This is a genomic window from Alcanivorax limicola (assembly GCF_019931215.1).
In the GTDB taxonomy this organism is placed as follows: domain Bacteria; phylum Pseudomonadota; class Gammaproteobacteria; order Pseudomonadales; family Alcanivoracaceae; genus Isoalcanivorax; species Isoalcanivorax limicola.
This window is the reverse complement of the sequence record NZ_JAIOUB010000003.1, coordinates 107,774-125,055: the sequence shown is the minus strand read 5'-3', so window position 1 is coordinate 125,055 and position 17,282 is coordinate 107,774. Positions and strand designations below refer to the sequence as shown.

Here is a 17,282-nt window from a genome sequence, read left to right as displayed (position 1 = left end):
TTAACAAATCCACATCACAGGCGCGTCAACGGATCAGTGTGCATCACGTATCAGGCTGATGCCGGGGGCCAGCACCTGGCGCCACTGAACCAGAAGCTGGGGCGACTGGTATGGGTCATGGCGAGCAACCGCATCCATGAGCGCATCAACCCAGAGACCATACCAGGCCGGGTCAATATTGTAGCCGTGACGACTGTGACTTCGCCCGAGATCCCGCAGCTTGTTACCGGAGGCACCGCGCGCAAACAGGATCAGCCACATGATGCCCGCCCGCAGCAGACGCCGCTGCTCCACCATATCGGTATTGCGGAACACCTGACGCACCTCGGAAGACTTCGCCATGAACAGATCGTAGAAATCGGCAAAGAACGCATCGTGCCGGCAGCAACGGCCGTAACTCTGAAAGACCGCGTCGGTATCGGATGAGGAAAGAGAGTGCATTGCCTGCCCGCTGGCTTATTGAAGGGACCGGGCAAGGTGCGGGCGGTGTGAAGAACGCCCGACCTCTCCCGAGGTCGGGCACGATCTTACATATGTGACAGGATGGCATCCTTGACCGAGGTCAATTCTGCATCAATGGTAACCATGCGTGCGTCGCGGCACTGGGCGATGGCGGTATCCGGGTCCTTGAGACCGTTGCCGGTCAGGGTGCAGACCACCGTTGAGCCCTCGGGAATGCGGCCACTGAGAATGTCGCGCATGGCACCGCCGATGGACGCCGCAGAGGCGGGCTCACAGAAAACGCCTTCTTTCTCTGCGAGCAATTTCTGCGCCGCCAGAATCTCGTCGTCAGACAGCTCGTCGAACCAGCCGCCCGATTCTTCTTTCACTTTCCAAGCGTAATCCCAGCTTTGCGGATTGCCGATGCGGATAGCTGTGGCAACGGTTTCCGGCTGCTTGACGGCTTCGCCGCGCATGAACGGCGCAGAACCGGCGGCCTGATAGCCAACCATCACCGGGCGGCTGCCGACCACGGGGCCACCGGCAAAGCGGCACTTGCCACCGCAGAAGGCGCAGGACTCGGTGAGGCATTCACCCTTGGTCGCCGCTGAGTACTCGCAGTAGCCGATCCAGTGCGCGGTAATATTGCCCGCGTTGCCCACCGGCAGGCAGTGGTAATCCGGTGCCCGGCCCAGTTCTTCAATGATTTCAAAGGCGGCCGTTTTCTGGCCCTGGAGGCGATACGGGTTAACGGAATTGACGATGGTGACCGGTGCCTCTTTGGCCACCTGCTTGACCAGTTCCATGCCTTCGTCGAAGTTGCCACGAATCTGCATGATGACCGCACCATACATCATTGCCTGGGCCAGCTTACCCATGGCGATCTTGCCTTCCGGAATGATCACGAAGGCGGTAATGCCCGCGCGTGCCGCGTAGGCCGCTGCCGCCGCCGAGGTATTGCCGGTGGAGGCACAGATGATGGCGTTGCTGCCCTCTTCCACGGCCTTGGTCACCGCCATGGTCATGCCCCGGTCCTTGAATGACCCGGTGGGGTTCAGCCCCTCGTACTTGACGTAGATGTCCACGTCCTTGCCGAGCAGGCGAGGAATGTTCTTGAGCCGGATCAGGGGCGTGTTGCCCTCACCCAGGCTGATCACCGGCGTATCATCATTGACCGGCAGGTGGTCGCGGTAGCGATTGATCAGGCCGGTGTAGCGGTCACGAAAAGGCATTGTCTTTCCCGGTTTCCGGAGCGCAATCGGCGCCCCTGTTTCAGTCCTGACGGCCCCGCCATGCGAGGCCAGTCACATACACATCCGTTTCAGGCGTCCAGCATTTCGACGCGAATGCGCATTATATCGTCAACTACTGCCTCCAGGGCAGCGATCTCTTCCAGTGCTTCCCGCAGCGCGCTCTCGCGGATGCTGTGGGTCATCAGCACGATGGAGACACGCTCGTCGTCCTCCACCACGTCTTTCTGGTACATGGCTTCGATGCTGACACCCTTGGCGCTGAGGATGCGGGTAATGTCGGCCAGCACCCCGGTACGGTCCTGGACATGCAGGCGGATGTAGAAGGAGCACTCCACATCGTCCATGGACAACACCGGCGCTTCAGACATGGCCTCTGCGTGGAAGCCCAGATAGGGAGCACGCTCATCGTGATCCACGGTCAGCGCACGGCCCAACTCGATGATATCTGCCACCACCGCCGACGCGGTCGGTTCTGCGCCCGCGCCCGCGCCGTAAAACAGCGTCGGGCCCACGGCATCGCCATCCACCATGACCGCGTTCATAACGCCGTTCACGGAAGCCAGCAACACTTCCTTGGGGATCAGTGTCGGGTGCACACGCAGCTCCACGCCGGTGCCGGTATCCTTGGCGATGCCCAGGTGCTTGATGCAGTAACCGAAGTAATCCGCTGCCTTGATATCTTCAGAGGTAATCCGGCTGATGCCCTCGGTGTAGACCTTGCTGAACTGCAGCGGAATACCAAAGGCGATGGAGGCCAGGATGGTCAGCTTGTGCGCGGCATCAATCCCTTCCACATCAAAGGTCGGGTCAGCTTCGGCATAACCCAGCGCCTGGGCTTCCTTGAGCACGTCATCAAAGCTGCGGCCCTTGTCGCGCATCTCAGTCAGAATGAAGTTACCGGTGCCGTTGATGATACCGGCCACCCATTTGATATGGTTGGCAGCCAGGCCTTCACCCAGCGCCTTGAGAATCGGTATGCCGCCGGCGACGGATGCCTCGAACGCCACATCCACGCCGCGCTCATGCGCGGCACGGAAGATTTCGTTGCCGTGCTCGGCGATCAGCGCCTTGTTGGCGGTAACAATGTGCTTGCCATTGCCGATGGCGGCCAGCACCAGCTCACGGGCGGTGTCCACACCACCAATCAGTTCCACCAGAATATCCAGTTCCGGATCGGCCGCCAGGGCGAAAATATCCCGGGACACGCGGATGCCTTCGATGTTGCAGGCCGGGTTGTCACGACGTGCACCGATGTGCGCAATTTCAATCGGACGCCCGACGCGGCGTGCGATTTCCTGCGCATTGCGCTTGAGTACATTGACGGTGCCACTGCCAACGGTGCCCAGGCCCGCGATGCCCACTTTGACCGGTTTCACTATTCTGACTTCACTCATGCGCCTTCACCCGTACCATCATCGTTGGTGCCATTCATTGGTGCCGTCACTCGCTGAGCAGACCATCCTGGCGGAACATCCGCCGAATGCCGCGCAGCGCCTGACGGGTGCGATGTTCATTTTCAATCAGTGCAAAGCGCACATGATCGTCCCCGTATTCACCGAACCCCACGCCCGGTGATACAGCAACCTGCGCCTCCTGAAGCAGCTTCTTGCTGAACTCCAGCGATCCCATGGCGCGATAGTGCTCGGGAATTTTTGCCCAGACAAACATGGTGGCTTTCGGGGTATTGACCGGCCAGCCCAGATCACACAATCCCTGGCACAACACATCGCGACGCCGCTGGTACATGTCACGAATATCCGACACACACTGCTGATCGCCTTCCAGTGCAGCAATGGCTGCCACCTGAATGGGGGTGAAGGTGCCATAGTCCATGTAGGACTTGATGCGCGCCAGGGCGCCAACCAGCTCGGCGTTGCCGCAGCAGAAACCCACGCGCCAGCCCGGCATGTTGTAGCTCTTGGACAGCGAGAAGAATTCCACTGCCACGTCCCGGGCGCCCGGCACCTGCAGAATGGAAGGCGCCTGATAGCCATCAAAAACGATATCGGCGTAAGCGATATCCTGCACCACCCAGATGCCGTGCTCGCGGGCAATCGCCACCACACGCTCGAAGAAGGAAAGATCAACGCACTGCGCTGTCGGGTTGCCCGGAAAATTCAGCACCAGCATCTTCGGTTTCGGCCAGGACTCCCGTAACGCCCGTTCCAGCTCCTCGAAGAAATCCATGCCCTCGACCATGGGCACGTGACGGATATCCGCATTGGCGATCACGAAGCCATACGGATGTATCGGATAGCTCGGATTCGGCACCATGACCGTATCGCCCGGCCCCATGGTGGCCAACGCCAGATGCGAGAGGCCTTCCTTGGAACCGATGGTGACAATGGCTTCCGTTTCCGGATCCAGGGTCACGTCATAACGGCGCTGGTACCAGTCACAGATTGCCTTGCGCAGACGCGGAATCCCCTTGGACTGGGAATAGCGATGCGTGTCGCCACGCTGCACCGCTTCGGTGAGCTTGGCCACGATATGCGGCGGCGTGGGCTGGTCGGGATTGCCCATGCCGAAATCGATAATATCTTCGCCGCGCGCACGCGCCGCTTTCTTCAACTCACCGACGATGTTGAAGACATAAGGCGGCAGGCGCCGGATGCGCTGGAATTCAGCTTCCACGACTCACTTCCACAGGTGGATTTCAGGGCAAGATGCAGGATCAGCAAAGCCGGACACCTTACTTGGGTGCCCGGCTGGCGTCAATCCGCCAGCGCCAGTCGTGGCGCGGCTTTCAGCGGCTTTTCCGGCGGTTTCAGCCGCCCAGCCCGAGGGCTTCCACAAGCCGCTCTGGCGGCATGTAGCCGCCCATCTGGCGGCCTTCAAGGGTGTACACTGCAGGCGTGCCGCGCACCCCGGCGCGACTTCCCAGGGCGTATTGCTCGGCCACCACGGCGGCACAGGCTGCACCGTCTTCCAGCTTCACGTTTTCACGTACCGCACCGCGCAGCTTGGCGTCGTCCATGGCCTTCTGGCGATCGCTGGCGCACCAGATCTGCTGCATCAGCACGCCGGGCTCGGATTGGGCGCCTGCCCGGGGATAGGCCATATACTGCACGGTAATACCGGCCGCATTCAGGGTCGCCATGTCCTTGTGCATCTGCCTGCAGTAACCACAGCTGGGGTCGGTGAAGACGATCAGGCGGGTTTTCTCTTCCGCGGCCTTGAACGTCACCATCTGCGCTTCATCCAGATCGCGGAACAGCTCCCGGCGAACGCCCTCGAGCCGCTGATCTTCCACATTGACCGGGCCTGTCTCGGACATCGCATAGACATCGCCCGCGATCAGGTAGCGACCATCACTGGACGCCAGAAAACGCTCCTGCCCGTTGACCACAACATTCATCAGGCCGGGGAACGTATCGGAGGGCGTCATCGCCGTCACCCGCACCGGCTGGCCGGTCGCCCCGAGGCTCGCTTCAATGCGCGCCCTGGCATCATCCTCTCCGGCGAATGCCAGACCCGCCACGGTCAACGCCAGCAATACCCCAAACAGCTGTTTCATCATTTTCTCCACTGGACGCCATCCCCGAAACCGGATGGTGTCATTGATTTTCTGAACTCTGATTCTGACAGTCCGGGCGTCAACGCCTCCTGATTCCTGCCCCCGTCGTGCTCCTCATTACTGCTCAGACTCCGGGGCCGGCAGTTGGTTTCCTGCACGAGGGTGATGCATGCCGTGCAGGCTCTTCAGTCGCTGTTGCGCGACATGGGTATAGATCTGCGTCGTGGACAGGTCACTGTGCCCGAGCAGCAGCTGCACCACGCGCAGATCCGCGCCATGATTGAGCAGGTGCGTCGCAAAGGCATGGCGCAACGTGTGCGGCGACAGGGGCTTGTGCACCCCGCCCTGTTGCGCCATCTGCCGCAGGCGGTACCAGAAGGTCTGGCGCGTCATGACGGCGCCACTCCGCCCCGGAAATACCTGCCCGCTGGTAGCGGTGCCCAGCAACAGCGGGCGTCCTTCGCGCAGATAGCGTTCCACCCAGGCCAGCGCTTCCTCGCCCAGCGGCACCAGACGCTCCTTGTTGCCCTTGCCGACAATCCGCACCAGCCCCTGACGCAGACTCAGCTGTGTGAGGGTCAGGCCGACCAGTTCCGATACACGCAACCCCGCTGCATACAGCACTTCCAGCATGGCGCGATCCCGCAGCCCCAGGGGCGTGGCGACATCCGGGGCGGCCAGCAAGGCCTCCACATCCGCCTCGGTCAGCGTTTTCGGCAGAGGGCGGCCCAACTTCGGGCGCTCCACCCGCAGCGTCGGGTCCTCATCGATCCGGCCCTCTCGCAGCAACCAGCGATAAAAGCCGCGCAATGCAGACAGTTGCCGCGCCACAGACCGCGGGCTGATATTACGCTGATGCTGGTGGGTCAGGTACTCGTACAGATCACCGCGGCCACAGGACAACAGCCCCTGCTCGCGGCTGGCCCACAACCAGTCCGCGAATTGCTGCAGATCACGGCCGTAATTACTCAGGCTGTGATCGCTGAGGCCTTTTTCCATCCAGCTGGCATCCAGCCACTGCTCGATGAGCGCGCGCTGTGCTGTCTGCTGGGCGCTAACTGAATCCGTCATGGCGGGCATCATCGCAGTTGCGGCGATAACGCGCCATGGTTCATGCTGCCATGGGGACTCACCACATCACCAGGGAGTGACTGCATATGGGCATTATTTCGTGGATTGTACTGGGGCTGATTGCCGGCCTGCTGGCCAAGTGGATCATGCCGGGCAAGGACCCGGGTGGGGTCATCATCACCATTCTGATCGGTATTGCCGGGGCTTTTGTCGGGGGCTGGCTGGGCTCGGTGACTGGCCTGGCAGGCCCGGTCAACACCTTCAGCCTGGCCGGCATCGTCACGGCAACACTGGGTGCCATCGTGCTGCTGGCGCTGTACCGGGGGCTGAAGAACGCCTGACTGCGCGCACTGACGCATCACGGCGGGCAGCGGCAAATCCGCTCAGGCACCCACGCAAAACGGCCACTCGCGGGTGGCCGTTTGCAGTGCTTCCCGGCGGTGCCGGAAGCAGATCAGCAACAACGCCTTATTTGGCGTTGGTGCGGACCTTTTCCTTGATGCGCGCAGACTTGCCTGAACGATCGCGCAGGAAGTACAGCTTGGCACGACGTACATCGCCGCGACGCTCGACCTTGATGCTGTCGATCAGCGGGCTGTGCATCTGGAACACACGCTCAACGCCAACGCCGTGGGACATCTTGCGCACGGTGAATGCAGAGTTGAGGCCGCGGTTACGACGTGCAATCACGACGCCCTGGAAAGCCTGCAGCCGCTCACGGGTGCCTTCTTTCACTTTTACCTGCACGGTGACGGTGTCGCCCGCTGCAAAGTCCGGCACGTCGCTTTTCAGCTGAGCCTGTTCGATGTCCTGCACCAGTGGTTTCTTGCCGCTCATGACTGCCTGCTCCTGTAATCTCAAGCTTGCTGGTCGCGCATCATTGATGATCGCTGCCAGATCCGGTTGCCTGCTCGCGAATGAATTCCGCCAACAGCTCTTGTTCTTCCTCACTCAATCCCGGCGAGGCCTTGCGCTCCGCCAGCAAATCAGGCCGGCGTTGCCAGGTGCGTCCCAAAGCCTGCTTGAGACGCCAGCGGCGCACTGCCTCGTGGTGACCACTGAGCAGTACATCCGGCACCCGCTCGCCGGCGAATTCCACCGGGCGGGTGTAGTGCGGGCAGTCCAGGAGGTTGGTCAGCTCACCGCTGAACGAATCCTGCTCTGCCGAATCCTGATGCCCGAGTACCCCGGGCAACCGACGTGCCATGGCATCTATCATCACCATGGCCGGCAGCTCACCGCCGCTGAGCACGTAGTCACCAATGGACCACTGCTCATCAACTTCCGCTTCCACAAACCGCTCGTCGATACCTTCGTAGCGGCCTGCGATCAATATCATGGCCGGCTCACTGGCCAACCGTTCCACCGCTTGCTGGTCAAGGCGCCGGCCCTGGGGGGAAAGATACACCACCCTGGCCTGGTCACCGACCCGGGCCCGGGCATCTGCCAGGGCCGCAAGCAGCGGCTCGACTTTCATCAGCATCCCCGGACCACCGCCAAACGGGCGATCATCCACGGTGCGGTGACGATCCCGGGCAAAATCCCGGGGATTCACCGCAGAAACCGACAACAATCCGGTTTCCACCGCACGGCGCGTGACGCCGTAATCCGTGATCGCCGCCAGCATTTCCGGAAACAGCGTGAGCACGGCTATGTTCATCAGAACTCCGGATCCCAGTCCACTTCCACAGTGCCTGCGACCAGATCCACCTTGCCCACCACGCGATCGGGCAGCCAGGGGATCAGACGTTCCTGGCGGTCGATACTCTCGCTGTCGCCCTGCACCACCATCACATCGTTGGCGCCGGTCTCCAGCATCTGGCGTATCACGCCGAGTACCCGACCGTCGGCAAGACTGACCCGCAATCCGATCAGGTCTCGCCAGTAATATTCGCCTGCTTGCGGCGCCGGCAGCGCCGAGCGGGGCATGGCGATATCGCGCCCCAGCAGACTGCTCTCGGCCAGGGTACGGTCGGCGCAACCATCAATGCAGGCCACCAGGCTCTTGCCCTGGATACGCCAGCTGGTCACCTTGACCTGCTGCCAGCCGGTGGGGCTGCGCAAGTACCATGGCTGATAGCTGAAGATGTTGTCTTTGGGGTCTGTGAAGGAGTGCACCTTCACCCATCCCTTAATGCCATAGGCCGCGACAACGCGGCCTATGATCAACGCATCTTCTTCGGCAAGCATCAGGCTGACTGCTTGCGGTGCTCCTTGAGCAGCGTCTGAACGCGATCGGAGGTGCCAGCACCCTGGGAAACCCAGTGAGCAACGCGCTCCTGATCCAGCTTCAGACGCACTTCGCCGCCACGGGCGATCGGGTTGAAGTAGCCCAGGCGCTCGATGAAACGGCCATCGCGTGCATTGCGGCTGTCGGTGACGACAACGTGGTAAAACGGACGCTTTTTAGACCCACCACGGGCCAGACGAATGGTTACCATACGGTTTCTCTGCCTTGTCAATCTGCTCGTGGCCCCGCGCCGACGGGCGTTCGGGCCCTGATCCAGCATGCCGGTAGGACATACCCGATCTGGAAAGGCCGCAGATTGTAGCGACCTCGCCGTCCATTTGAAAGGGGTTTTTCACCCCGCAAGCCTTACAGCCCGGGGAAACCGCCCGGAGGCATTCCGCCGGGGCCACCCATGCCGCCACCGCCCATGCCACCGGGGCCGCCCTGCCCGCCCATCATGCCGCCCATGCCACGCATCATCTTCTGCATGCCACCCTTGCCTTTCATCTTCTTCATCATCTTGCCCATCATCTTCTGCTGCTTGATGAGGCGGTTGAGATCCTGCATTTCCAGGCCCGCACCGGCGGCGATCCGGCGCTTGCGGGAGCCCTTGATCAGATCCGGGTTGCGGCGCTCGACCGGGGTCATGGAGTCGATCAGGGCTTCCATGTGCTTGAATTGCTTCATGGCCACCTGATCTTCGGTCATCTTGGCCAGGCCGCCCATGCCGGGCAGCTTGTCCAGCAGGGAGGTCATGCCACCCATATTGCGCATCTGCTGGAACTGGTCCTTGAGATCCTCAAAGTCCATCGCCTTGCCTTTCTTGAACTTCTTGGCGATTTTCTCTGCTTTGGTCTTGTCCAGGTTGCGCTCGGCTTCCTCGACCAGCGACAGCACGTCGCCCATGCCGAGAATACGGGAGGCAATCCGCTCCGGGTGGAACAGCTCCAGGGCATCGGTCTTCTCACCAATACCGATAAACTTGATCGGTTTGCCGGTGATGGCGCGCACTGACAGCGCCGCACCACCGCGCGAGTCACCGTCGGCCTTGGTCAGAATGACACCGGTCAGCGGCAGGGCGTCATTGAAGGCGCGGGCGGTATTGGCGGCATCCTGACCTGTCATGGCATCGACCACGAACAGGGTTTCTACCGGGCTGATGGCGCTGTGCAGACGGCGAATCTCGTCCATCATGGCGTCATCGATGGCGAGACGGCCGGCAGTATCGACAATCAGCACGTCCACGAAGCGACGGCGCGCCTCGGCCAGGGCGTCATTGGCGATGGTCACCGGGTCCTGATCCGCTGTGGACGGGAAGAATTCCGCGCCCACCTCGGCGGCCAGGGTGCGCAGCTGCTCGATCGCCGCCGGACGGTAGACGTCGGCAGACACCACCATGACCTTCTTCTTTTCCCGCTCTTTCAGGTGGCGGGACAGCTTGGCCACCGAGGTGGTTTTACCCGCGCCCTGCAGGCCCGCCATCATGATGATGGCCGGGGGCTTGGTCGCCAGGTTCAGGCCGACATTTTCGTCACCCATCACATGTATCAGCTGATCGTTGACGATCTTCACGAACGCCTGGCCCGGATTCAGGCTCTTCAGCACGTCCTGCCCCATGGCCAGCTCCTTCACCTGCTCGGTGAAGTCCTTGACCACAGGCAGCGCCACATCCGCCTCCAGCAGCGCCTTGCGCACTTCACGCAGGGTGTCGCGGATGTTGTCCTCGGTGAGCTGCGTCTGGCCCGCCAGGCCACGCAGGGAGTCGCCAAGGCGCTCTGTGAGATTCTCGAACATGACTGTCTCCGGTTCCGGCTTAGCTGTCGCGGCCGCGCAGTATAGCGTGGCACTCGCATTCTGTGCAGGCATTCCGTGCCCGATCACACACCCTGATCACCGGGCTGCGGCCACTACGCTACGGCGAACTGTTCGCGATTGCGAATCGGTCCCGCTTCAAAACCGCCAGACCTTGTGACACACTTCGGCGGTTCTTCGCCAAAAACAGACACTTATGGACCTTGCAAGCTGGACCGGCCTGGCCGCATTCACTCTCTATCTGGCCGCATCATTGATGGTGCTGCGGCGCCTGCGCAGCAGCACGCCCGGCAACAAGTCGGCGCTGCTGGCGCTGGGCCTGGCGGCCGTCACCTTGCATGGCGCCTGTCTGTGGCTGACCACCGTAACCCCTGAAGGCGTGCGGCTGGGGCTGTTCCCGATGGCCTCCATGATTACCGGCGCTGGCGCTGCCATGGTCGCCATTACCAGCCTGACCCGGCGTATCGAGTGGGTCAGCGCCCTGGTGTTTCCCCTGAGCGCACTGAGCATCCCGCCGCTGCTGTGGGTGGAATCCGGTTACAGCCCCCATGAACTGGCCCATGGCATGGCCCTGCATGTGTTGCTGTCGATACTGGCCTACGCGGTGCTGGCCATCGCAACGGCCCAGTCCCTGCTGCTGCTGATTCAGCATCGCCAGCTGAAAAGCGGGCATATCCGTGGCGTCATGCGCGTATTCCCACCGATTCAGGTGATGGAAACCATGCTGTTCGAATTGCTCTGGACAGGCGCCTTGCTGCTGACCGCTGCCATCGTGGCCGGCTTTGTCTATCTGGACGATATCTTCGCCCAGCGCGTTGCCCACAAGACAGTGCTGACCCTGTTTGCCTGGGGGCTGTTTGTCACGTTGCTCGCGGGGCGGCACTTCCTTGGCTGGCGCGCCGTGACGGCGATTCGGCTGACGCTGGCCGGATTTGTCTTGCTGGTCGTTGCCTTTTTCGGCTCGCAGCTGGTGCTGGAGTATATTGTCGGGCGGTGAACCGGCCTTGACACCCATGAACGCCCCTCCCGAGAATAGGCGCTCGTGCATAACCGGGGTCGACCCCTCTCTTGAGTGATATTCCAGACGCTTTCCTGATCACCGCACTGGTGCTTCTGATCTTTGCCTCCGCCTTCTTCTCTGGCAGTGAGACCGGCATGGTGGCCATCAACCGCTATCGCCTGCGTCACCTCGCCCGCAACGGTCATCGCGGTGCGCAGCGTGTGGAGCGTTTGCTTGCCCGCATGGATCGCCTGCTGGGCGTCATCCTGATCGGCAATAATTTCGTCAACAACTATGCCGCAACCATTGCGGCACTGCTCGCGCTGGCCTGGTTCGGCAACACGGGGGCCGCCCTCGCGCCGATCGTCTTCACCATCGTCATGCTGATATTTGCCGAAGTGACGCCCAAGACCTATGCCGCCCGCCGGCCAGAGGGCCTGGCGTTCTTTGCCAGCCTGATACTGCGCCCGCTGCAGGTGTTGTTTGCGCCGTTACTGTGGGCGGTGGGCGGCATCAGCAACGGCATACTCAGCCTGTTTGGCACCCGTGCTGCGGATGACGGCACCGATGATCTCAGCCCGGAAGAATTACGCACGGTCGTCAACGAAGCCGGCGGGCTGATTCCCAAGCGCCACCAGAAAATGCTGCTCAATATTCTCGACCTGGAAAAAGTCACCGTCGAAGACATCATGATTCCACGCAGCGAGATGGTGGGCATCGACATCGACTCGGACATCACCGACATCATCAGTATCCTGCGCAATTCCCAGCATACCCGGCTGCCGATTTACCGCAGCGACCCCAATGACATGGTCGGCGTGCTGCACCTGCGCAAGGTCAATCGCCTGCTGATGCAGCCGGAGGTCAAGAAAGCAGAGTTGATGCAGTTTTCGGTCGAACCCTATTACGTCCCGGAAGGTACGCCACTGCATCGACAGCTGATCAACTTCCAGAACGTGCGCCGCCGCATGGGGATTGTCGTGGATGAGTACGGTGATGTGCTGGGCCTGATCACACTGGAAGACATCCTTGAGGAAATTGTCGGCGAGTTCACCACGGACCTCGCTGCCAGCAGCCCCGACATTCTGCCCCAGGAAGATGGCAGCTATGTCATCGACGGCAGCGCGCACTTGCGGGAAATCAACCGCACCCTGCAATGGGACCTGCCCACCGACGGCCCCAAGACCCTCAACGGCCTGATTCTGGAATATCTGCAGGACATTCCCGACAGCAGCACCTCACTGCGCGTGGATGACTATCTGATCGAGATATTGCAGGTGAAGGATAATATGGTGAAGGCGACCCGGGTCCGGCGCAGAAACACTTCTCGCTGACAGCCCGGAACACGGGCGTCAGACGCGCCCCATCAGCCATGCAATGCGCTCTGCATTGGCGCGCACCAGCCGCCGCCCCTCTTCAATCGCGTCCGCCGCGCGGTGGAAATCCATGATGGCAAAATCTTCCAGCATCGGAATCAATGTCAGTTCCGCGGGCTCGCCTGCCATACGGCTACGCGTGATGCGATCCTGCATGATATTGACACTGGCGCCGATGACATCGAAGAAACCTGGCGTCGCGTTCGCGTCATCCTCTGAGGAAAAGTAGTCCACCATCTTGCCCCACATGGAACGCTCTTCGGCGCTGACCGACTCGCCCATGTCATCCACAAGATTATCGTCATGACTGAGGTGCCGCCCGATAAGCTGACCATTGAGGTTGACGGCAATCACCAGATCCGCACCCAGGGCCCGGCAGACAGACACCGGCACCGGGTTCACCAGGCCGCCGTCCAGCATCCAGCGGTCATCATGTTTGACGGGAGAGAAAAGCCCCGGCAAGGCACACGAGGCACGCGCAGCATCCAGCACGGGGCCATCCTGGATCCATACTTCGCGCCCCAGCTGCATATCCGTCGCGACCGTCGCAAAGCGTTGGGTCAGTTCTTCAATCTTCGGGTTCAGATGTTGCTCGGAAAAGAAGCTGAACAGTTTCTCGCCCTTGACGAAGCCACCGGAAAAGGAAATATCCAGAAACCCGATGACGTCACGAAAGGTGAGACGCGTCACCCACTTCTCGAAGGCGTCCAGCTGCCCCGCCACATAAACACCGCCCACCAGCGCGCCAATAGACGTCCCGGCCACGACATCAGGGCGGATGCCCAGCGCCTCAAGCTCCTGAATAACACCGATGTGCGCCCAGCCACGCGCCGAGCCACTGCCCAGCGCCAGACCCACGCAGGGACGGCGGCCGCGTTTACGCGTGTCGTTTTTTTCAGAAGCATGCTCTGCCATGAACGGTATCCTCCCCGGATACTGACTGGACTCGCCGGACGGATCAGCCCGGCGTTACGGGAATACCGCTCTCACGCACGACACACGCCGCTGGCGCGCCATACATGCGCTGCTGGCAACGCACCAGCACTTCGCGCTGCCGGGACGCAGGCAAGCGACCCCAGTAGCTGATCTCACTGCCGGTGCGGAAACAACCGACACAGATATCGTCACCATCCAGCGCGCAGATGCTGACGCAGGGAGAGGCGACCATATCACTCATTGTGCTGACTGCCGTCCGACGGTGCGCCCGAATGAAAACGGGGATCAGGCTCCAGCTCTTTGGCGAAGTGCTGCCCGTGGGCTACGTAGTGCATGCCGCCCATGGTAATCATCGCCTTGTGACCGTCTCCGATTTCCTTGACGACTTTTGCCGGCGAGCCCATCACCAGGGAATTGTCAGGAATTTCCATGCCTTCCGGCACCAGTGAATTAGCACCGATAATGCAGTTGTTCCCGATCTTGACCCGGTTCAACACCACCGCGTTGATACCGATCAGCGTGTTATCGCCAATGGTGCACCCATGCAGCATCACCTTGTGGCCCACGGTCACGCCCTTGCCGATGGTCAGCGGTACACCCGGGTCAACATGCAGCACGGCACCGTCCTGAATGTTGGTGTCGTCACCGATAGTAATGGTGTCGTTATCCGCGCGCAGCACGGCGTTGAACCAGATACTGGCGTTGTTGCCCAGCACCACAGAACCGATCACGGTGGCATTGGGGGCAATCCAGTAATGTTCGCCCTTGAGCTCCAGGGCGCGGCTGCCAATACGGTAAATCATTTTCTACTCCTGTCTCTGTCAACAGCGTCATCTGTAATGTCGTAGCGAATGCCCGCGTCAAACACGTGATTCAACAAGTCCAGAATCATGAAGGCGGTCAGCCCCCAGATGCGCTTGTCCTCGTAGTAGTAACTCGGGATGCACAACTTGCGGCCGAAGAAATCAATCGGGCTGGTCATGTCCGGCGTGGCATCCATGAAAAAATTGAGCGGCACACGGAAGATGCTGGCGATTTCCCCCGGCTCGGCGATCAGGTGCACGTGGGGATCGACGATGCCGACAAACGGCGTGACCTTCATGCCGTAACGGGAGGGCAGCGGCGACAACTGGCCCAGCACCTGCACATCATGGTGGCTGAGGCCCACTTCTTCACGGGATTCGCGCAGCGCCGTGGCCAGCAGATCCGTGTCCACCGGGTCGCGCTTGCCGCCGGGAAAGGCCACTTCGCCGGCATGGGTCGGCATGGCGGAGGAGCGCACGGTGAGAATCAGCTGTGGCTCCGCCTCATCCGTGACCGGCATCAACACGGCTGCTTCCGGGAGCTGCAGCGGCAGTTCCCGGAGCCGATAGTCGCGCAGCCGTTGTTCTATGGTCTTGATCACCGGTTACTCCCTATTTCAAACGACAGTTTGAACAGACCCTGAGAGCCAGGCAAGGACAAAAAGTTTCGCCTTCACAGCGATATGCGCTCTGCTGTCACCTCAGCGGGTCTGCCAGAGCGCCGCCCGGTCTGTTAGTCTCCTGCAAACCCCACCACATGGATCTTTCATGAAGTTCTGCAGCCAGTGTGGCAGCGACAAGCTGCGCTTCGATATCCCCGAGGGCGACAACCGCCCCCGCTACTGGTGCCCGGATTGCGGCACGATTCACTATCAGAACCCGAAGATCGTGGTGGGCACCGTGCCGGTGTGGGAAGGCCGCATCCTGCTGTGCAAGCGCTCGATACAGCCACGCAGCGGTTACTGGACCTTGCCGGCCGGTTATATGGAGAACGGCGAGACATTGCAGGAAGGCGCGGCCCGGGAGACGTGGGAAGAGGCCTGCGCCACGGTGAACATCAAGGATGTCTACACGATCTTCAATCTGCCGCACATCTACCAGGTGTATATCTTCTTCCTGGGCGATATCGTCGACGGCCAGTACGGGGTGGGTGAGGAGTCATCAGACGCCGGCCTGTTCCTGCCGGAGGAGATTCCCTGGGATGAGCTGGCCTTCCCCACCATCAATCGCACCCTGAAATACTTCCTGCAGGACATGAAAACCGGGGATTACCCGCTGCGCGTCCAGGATATTGCCCCCCTGGGCTTCAAGCCCTGAATTTGAGCGCTGATTCGTCACGCCTCGGCAGACAGGGCGCCCAGCGCCCGCAGACGCGCCTCCAGCGCCGACCAGTCCTGCAGACGGTGGTCATCGTGACAGATCACCTGCAGGCGATTGTCAGGCGTCTGCGCCTGCGCAGTGAGTGACAACTCCCCCGCTACGCCGTCGACACGCCAGCCCCCGCCCCCAGACGCCCGCAGGGCGCCTTTGACGCGCTCCCAGTCCATCTGCATCAGGAAGTCGCGCAGGGCGGCTTCCTGCACCGCCCAGTCCGGTGGCAGTTGCCAGCCGTGGGCATACCACCCGCCAAGATGGTCATGAGCATGATGATGGTCGTGATCGTGATCGTGATAATCAGCAGCCGGCACCGGCGCGGATGGCGCCAGCAACAGGTCGATATCCAGGCGCCCGCCTTGGATCTCGCTGAACGGCAGCGGCGCATGGCGTGCCTGCAGAGCTCGAAAATCGTCCCGGGCCTGCTGATCCCAGAGTTCCGCCTTGCTGCCTACCACCCGATCTGCCACAGCAATCTGTTGCTGCCATAGCGGCGAGGCCGCAAAGCGCGGCTCCCGCAGCCGCCGGGGGTCGATCAGACACACGGTGCCTGCGATATCCAGCACGCCCTGGTAGTGGCTATCGCCCAGCAGGGCCAGCAATTCACCCGGGTGGCCCAGCCCCGTGGGCTCGATCAGCAACCGGGTTGGCTGCGCCTCACGCAGCAAACGGTTCAGCTCCACCCTCAGGGTCACCGCCGCCGTACACCCCATGCAACCGCCGTGCACCTCGCGCACTGCCACCCCGGTGTCCCGCAGCCAGTCGCCGTCCATGCCCATATCACCGAATTCATTCACCAGCACCGCCCAGCGCTCATGCGCCGGGCGCTGGCTGATCAGGTGGCGCAGCACGGTCGTCTTGCCGGCGCCGAGCATGCCGGTCAGCAGATGGGTGGGAATATGCGCAGCGCGCCAGGCACGGCTTCTTCCGGGATCACTCATGCCTTGCGACACGCCGCACACAGGCCGTGCAGCTCCAGCGGCCGGGCGCCCACTTCAAAGCCATAATCCCGGGCCTGCAGGGTCAAGGCCTGGCGCAACGCGCCGTCGAGCGGCACTTCCCGGGTTTCGCCGCAGCTGTCGCACAGCAGAAACTGCGGCCAGTGCGCGTCCCGGGCCGGATGATGGCCGCAATGCTGATGATTGCACGGCAAATAGCTGTTGGTGGACTCGATGCGATGCACCAGTTCATTGCGCATCAGGAAATCCAGCGCCCGGTATACCGTCGGCGGCTGCGCGCCAGGCTGGTGCTCACGCAGCAGATCGAGCAACTGGTACGCCGTGAGAGGCTGCTGTTGCGCCAGCAGCAGGGCCAGCACCCGCCGCCGCGCCTTGGTGAAGCGCGCACCATGGGCCTCACAGTGCTCGGCGGCATGGGCCAGTGCCCGCTCTGTGTCCCCTGCAGCGCTGTCACTCACCGGGGCGTGTTCTGGGTCTGTCAGTGGGGCGCGGCTCATCAATCCTCGTCTC

Annotated in this window: 21 protein-coding genes; 4 read left to right on the top strand and 17 right to left on the bottom strand. The window is 61.7% G+C overall.

Features of this window, described 5'->3' with window-relative positions; translation table 11 throughout:
* Positions 1 to 33 precede the first annotated feature (33 nt).
* The 6 genes from K8B33_RS10750 to xerD all read right to left on the bottom strand — a co-directional run bounded on the left by K8B33_RS10750 (position 34) and on the right by xerD (position 6,282).
* Complete coding sequence (locus K8B33_RS10750; RefSeq protein WP_223426310.1) at positions 34 to 441, bottom strand: globin; 408 nt, start codon at positions 439 to 441, stop codon at positions 34 to 36.
* A gap of 86 nt (positions 442 to 527) precedes the next feature.
* Positions 528 to 1,673, bottom strand: a complete 1,146-nt coding sequence (thrC, locus tag K8B33_RS10745) for a threonine synthase (protein WP_223426308.1) — start codon at positions 1,671 to 1,673, stop codon at positions 528 to 530.
* Between the two features lie 89 nt (positions 1,674 to 1,762).
* On the bottom strand, positions 1,763 to 3,070 hold the full coding sequence (locus tag K8B33_RS10740; RefSeq protein WP_223427113.1) for a homoserine dehydrogenase: 1,308 nt from the start codon (positions 3,068 to 3,070) through the stop codon (positions 1,763 to 1,765).
* Positions 3,071 to 3,134: 64 nt separating this feature from the next.
* Positions 3,135 to 4,328 (bottom strand): alanine transaminase, encoded by a 1,194-nt coding sequence (gene alaC / locus K8B33_RS10735; RefSeq protein ID WP_223426305.1) that lies wholly within the window; start codon positions 4,326 to 4,328, stop codon positions 3,135 to 3,137.
* Between the two features lie 133 nt (positions 4,329 to 4,461).
* Positions 4,462 to 5,211: a thioredoxin fold domain-containing protein gene (locus tag K8B33_RS10730; RefSeq protein ID WP_223426303.1), complete on the bottom strand. Its 750-nt coding sequence runs from the start codon at positions 5,209 to 5,211 to the stop codon at positions 4,462 to 4,464.
* Positions 5,212 to 5,328: 117 nt separating this feature from the next.
* Positions 5,329 to 6,282 (bottom strand): site-specific tyrosine recombinase XerD, encoded by a 954-nt coding sequence (xerD, locus tag K8B33_RS10725; protein ID WP_223426300.1) that lies wholly within the window; start codon positions 6,280 to 6,282, stop codon positions 5,329 to 5,331.
* 86 nt (positions 6,283 to 6,368) lie between these two features.
* On the opposite strand from xerD, the gene K8B33_RS10720 reads away from it, so the two are divergent.
* On the top strand, positions 6,369 to 6,623 hold the full coding sequence (locus K8B33_RS10720) for a GlsB/YeaQ/YmgE family stress response membrane protein (RefSeq protein ID WP_223426299.1): 255 nt from the start codon (positions 6,369 to 6,371) through the stop codon (positions 6,621 to 6,623).
* Between the two features lie 127 nt (positions 6,624 to 6,750).
* Here the strand turns inward: K8B33_RS10720 and rplS are convergent, their stop codons facing one another.
* The 5 genes from rplS to ffh form a co-directional block, all read right to left on the bottom strand.
* On the bottom strand, positions 6,751 to 7,119 hold the full coding sequence (gene rplS / locus K8B33_RS10715) for a 50S ribosomal protein L19 (protein ID WP_223426298.1): 369 nt from the start codon (positions 7,117 to 7,119) through the stop codon (positions 6,751 to 6,753).
* Between the two features lie 40 nt (positions 7,120 to 7,159).
* Positions 7,160 to 7,942 carry a tRNA (guanosine(37)-N1)-methyltransferase TrmD gene (gene trmD, locus K8B33_RS10710; RefSeq protein ID WP_396020979.1) on the bottom strand — a complete coding sequence of 261 codons (783 nt, stop codon included), beginning with the start codon at positions 7,940 to 7,942 and terminating at the stop codon, positions 7,160 to 7,162.
* Entirely contained in the window at positions 7,942 to 8,472 is a 531-nt protein-coding gene (gene rimM, locus K8B33_RS10705; protein WP_223426297.1) for a ribosome maturation factor RimM, read from the bottom strand. Before rimM ends, trmD begins: the two co-directional genes overlap by 1 nt.
* Positions 8,472 to 8,723 (bottom strand): 30S ribosomal protein S16, encoded by a 252-nt coding sequence (rpsP, locus tag K8B33_RS10700; protein WP_223426296.1) that lies wholly within the window; start codon positions 8,721 to 8,723, stop codon positions 8,472 to 8,474. Before rpsP ends, rimM begins: the two co-directional genes overlap by 1 nt.
* Before the next feature lie 155 nt (positions 8,724 to 8,878).
* On the bottom strand, positions 8,879 to 10,306 hold the full coding sequence (ffh, locus tag K8B33_RS10695) for a signal recognition particle protein (protein WP_223426295.1): 1,428 nt from the start codon (positions 10,304 to 10,306) through the stop codon (positions 8,879 to 8,881).
* A gap of 214 nt (positions 10,307 to 10,520) precedes the next feature.
* Here ffh and K8B33_RS10690 point away from each other — a divergent pair, with 214 nt between their 5' ends.
* Both K8B33_RS10690 and K8B33_RS10685 read left to right on the top strand, forming a co-directional pair.
* Positions 10,521 to 11,321: a cytochrome C assembly family protein gene (locus K8B33_RS10690; RefSeq protein ID WP_223426293.1), complete on the top strand. Its 801-nt coding sequence runs from the start codon at positions 10,521 to 10,523 to the stop codon at positions 11,319 to 11,321.
* A gap of 71 nt (positions 11,322 to 11,392) precedes the next feature.
* Positions 11,393 to 12,658 carry an HlyC/CorC family transporter gene (locus K8B33_RS10685; protein ID WP_223426291.1) on the top strand — a complete coding sequence of 422 codons (1,266 nt, stop codon included), beginning with the start codon at positions 11,393 to 11,395 and terminating at the stop codon, positions 12,656 to 12,658.
* Positions 12,659 to 12,676: 18 nt separating this feature from the next.
* Here the strand turns inward: K8B33_RS10685 and rssA are convergent, their stop codons facing one another.
* The 4 genes from rssA to K8B33_RS10665 are packed head-to-tail and all read right to left on the bottom strand — an operon-like array spanning position 12,677 to position 15,041.
* Positions 12,677 to 13,615: a patatin-like phospholipase RssA gene (rssA, locus tag K8B33_RS10680; protein WP_223426288.1), complete on the bottom strand. Its 939-nt coding sequence runs from the start codon at positions 13,613 to 13,615 to the stop codon at positions 12,677 to 12,679.
* A 43-nt stretch (positions 13,616 to 13,658) separates the two neighbouring features.
* Entirely contained in the window at positions 13,659 to 13,877 is a 219-nt protein-coding gene (locus K8B33_RS10675; protein ID WP_223426285.1) for a DUF1289 domain-containing protein, read from the bottom strand.
* Positions 13,870 to 14,439: a gamma carbonic anhydrase family protein gene (locus K8B33_RS10670; RefSeq protein ID WP_223426282.1), complete on the bottom strand. Its 570-nt coding sequence runs from the start codon at positions 14,437 to 14,439 to the stop codon at positions 13,870 to 13,872. Before K8B33_RS10670 ends, K8B33_RS10675 begins: the two co-directional genes overlap by 8 nt.
* Positions 14,436 to 15,041: a CoA pyrophosphatase gene (locus K8B33_RS10665; RefSeq protein ID WP_223426280.1), complete on the bottom strand. Its 606-nt coding sequence runs from the start codon at positions 15,039 to 15,041 to the stop codon at positions 14,436 to 14,438. The genes K8B33_RS10670 and K8B33_RS10665 overlap by 4 nt, the downstream gene beginning before the upstream one ends.
* Positions 15,042 to 15,207: 166 nt before the next feature.
* Between K8B33_RS10665 and K8B33_RS10660 the strand changes: the two genes are divergently transcribed.
* Entirely contained in the window at positions 15,208 to 15,756 is a 549-nt protein-coding gene (locus tag K8B33_RS10660; protein ID WP_223426278.1) for an NUDIX hydrolase, read from the top strand.
* A gap of 17 nt (positions 15,757 to 15,773) precedes the next feature.
* Here K8B33_RS10660 and K8B33_RS10655 read toward each other — a convergent pair whose 3' ends face one another.
* Positions 15,774 to 16,754 (bottom strand): CobW family GTP-binding protein, encoded by a 981-nt coding sequence (locus K8B33_RS10655; RefSeq protein ID WP_223426275.1) that lies wholly within the window; start codon positions 16,752 to 16,754, stop codon positions 15,774 to 15,776.
* Complete coding sequence (locus tag K8B33_RS10650; RefSeq protein WP_223426273.1) at positions 16,751 to 17,269, bottom strand: transcriptional repressor; 519 nt, start codon at positions 17,267 to 17,269, stop codon at positions 16,751 to 16,753. Before K8B33_RS10650 ends, K8B33_RS10655 begins: the two co-directional genes overlap by 4 nt.
* Positions 17,270 to 17,282: the final 13 nt, after the last annotated feature.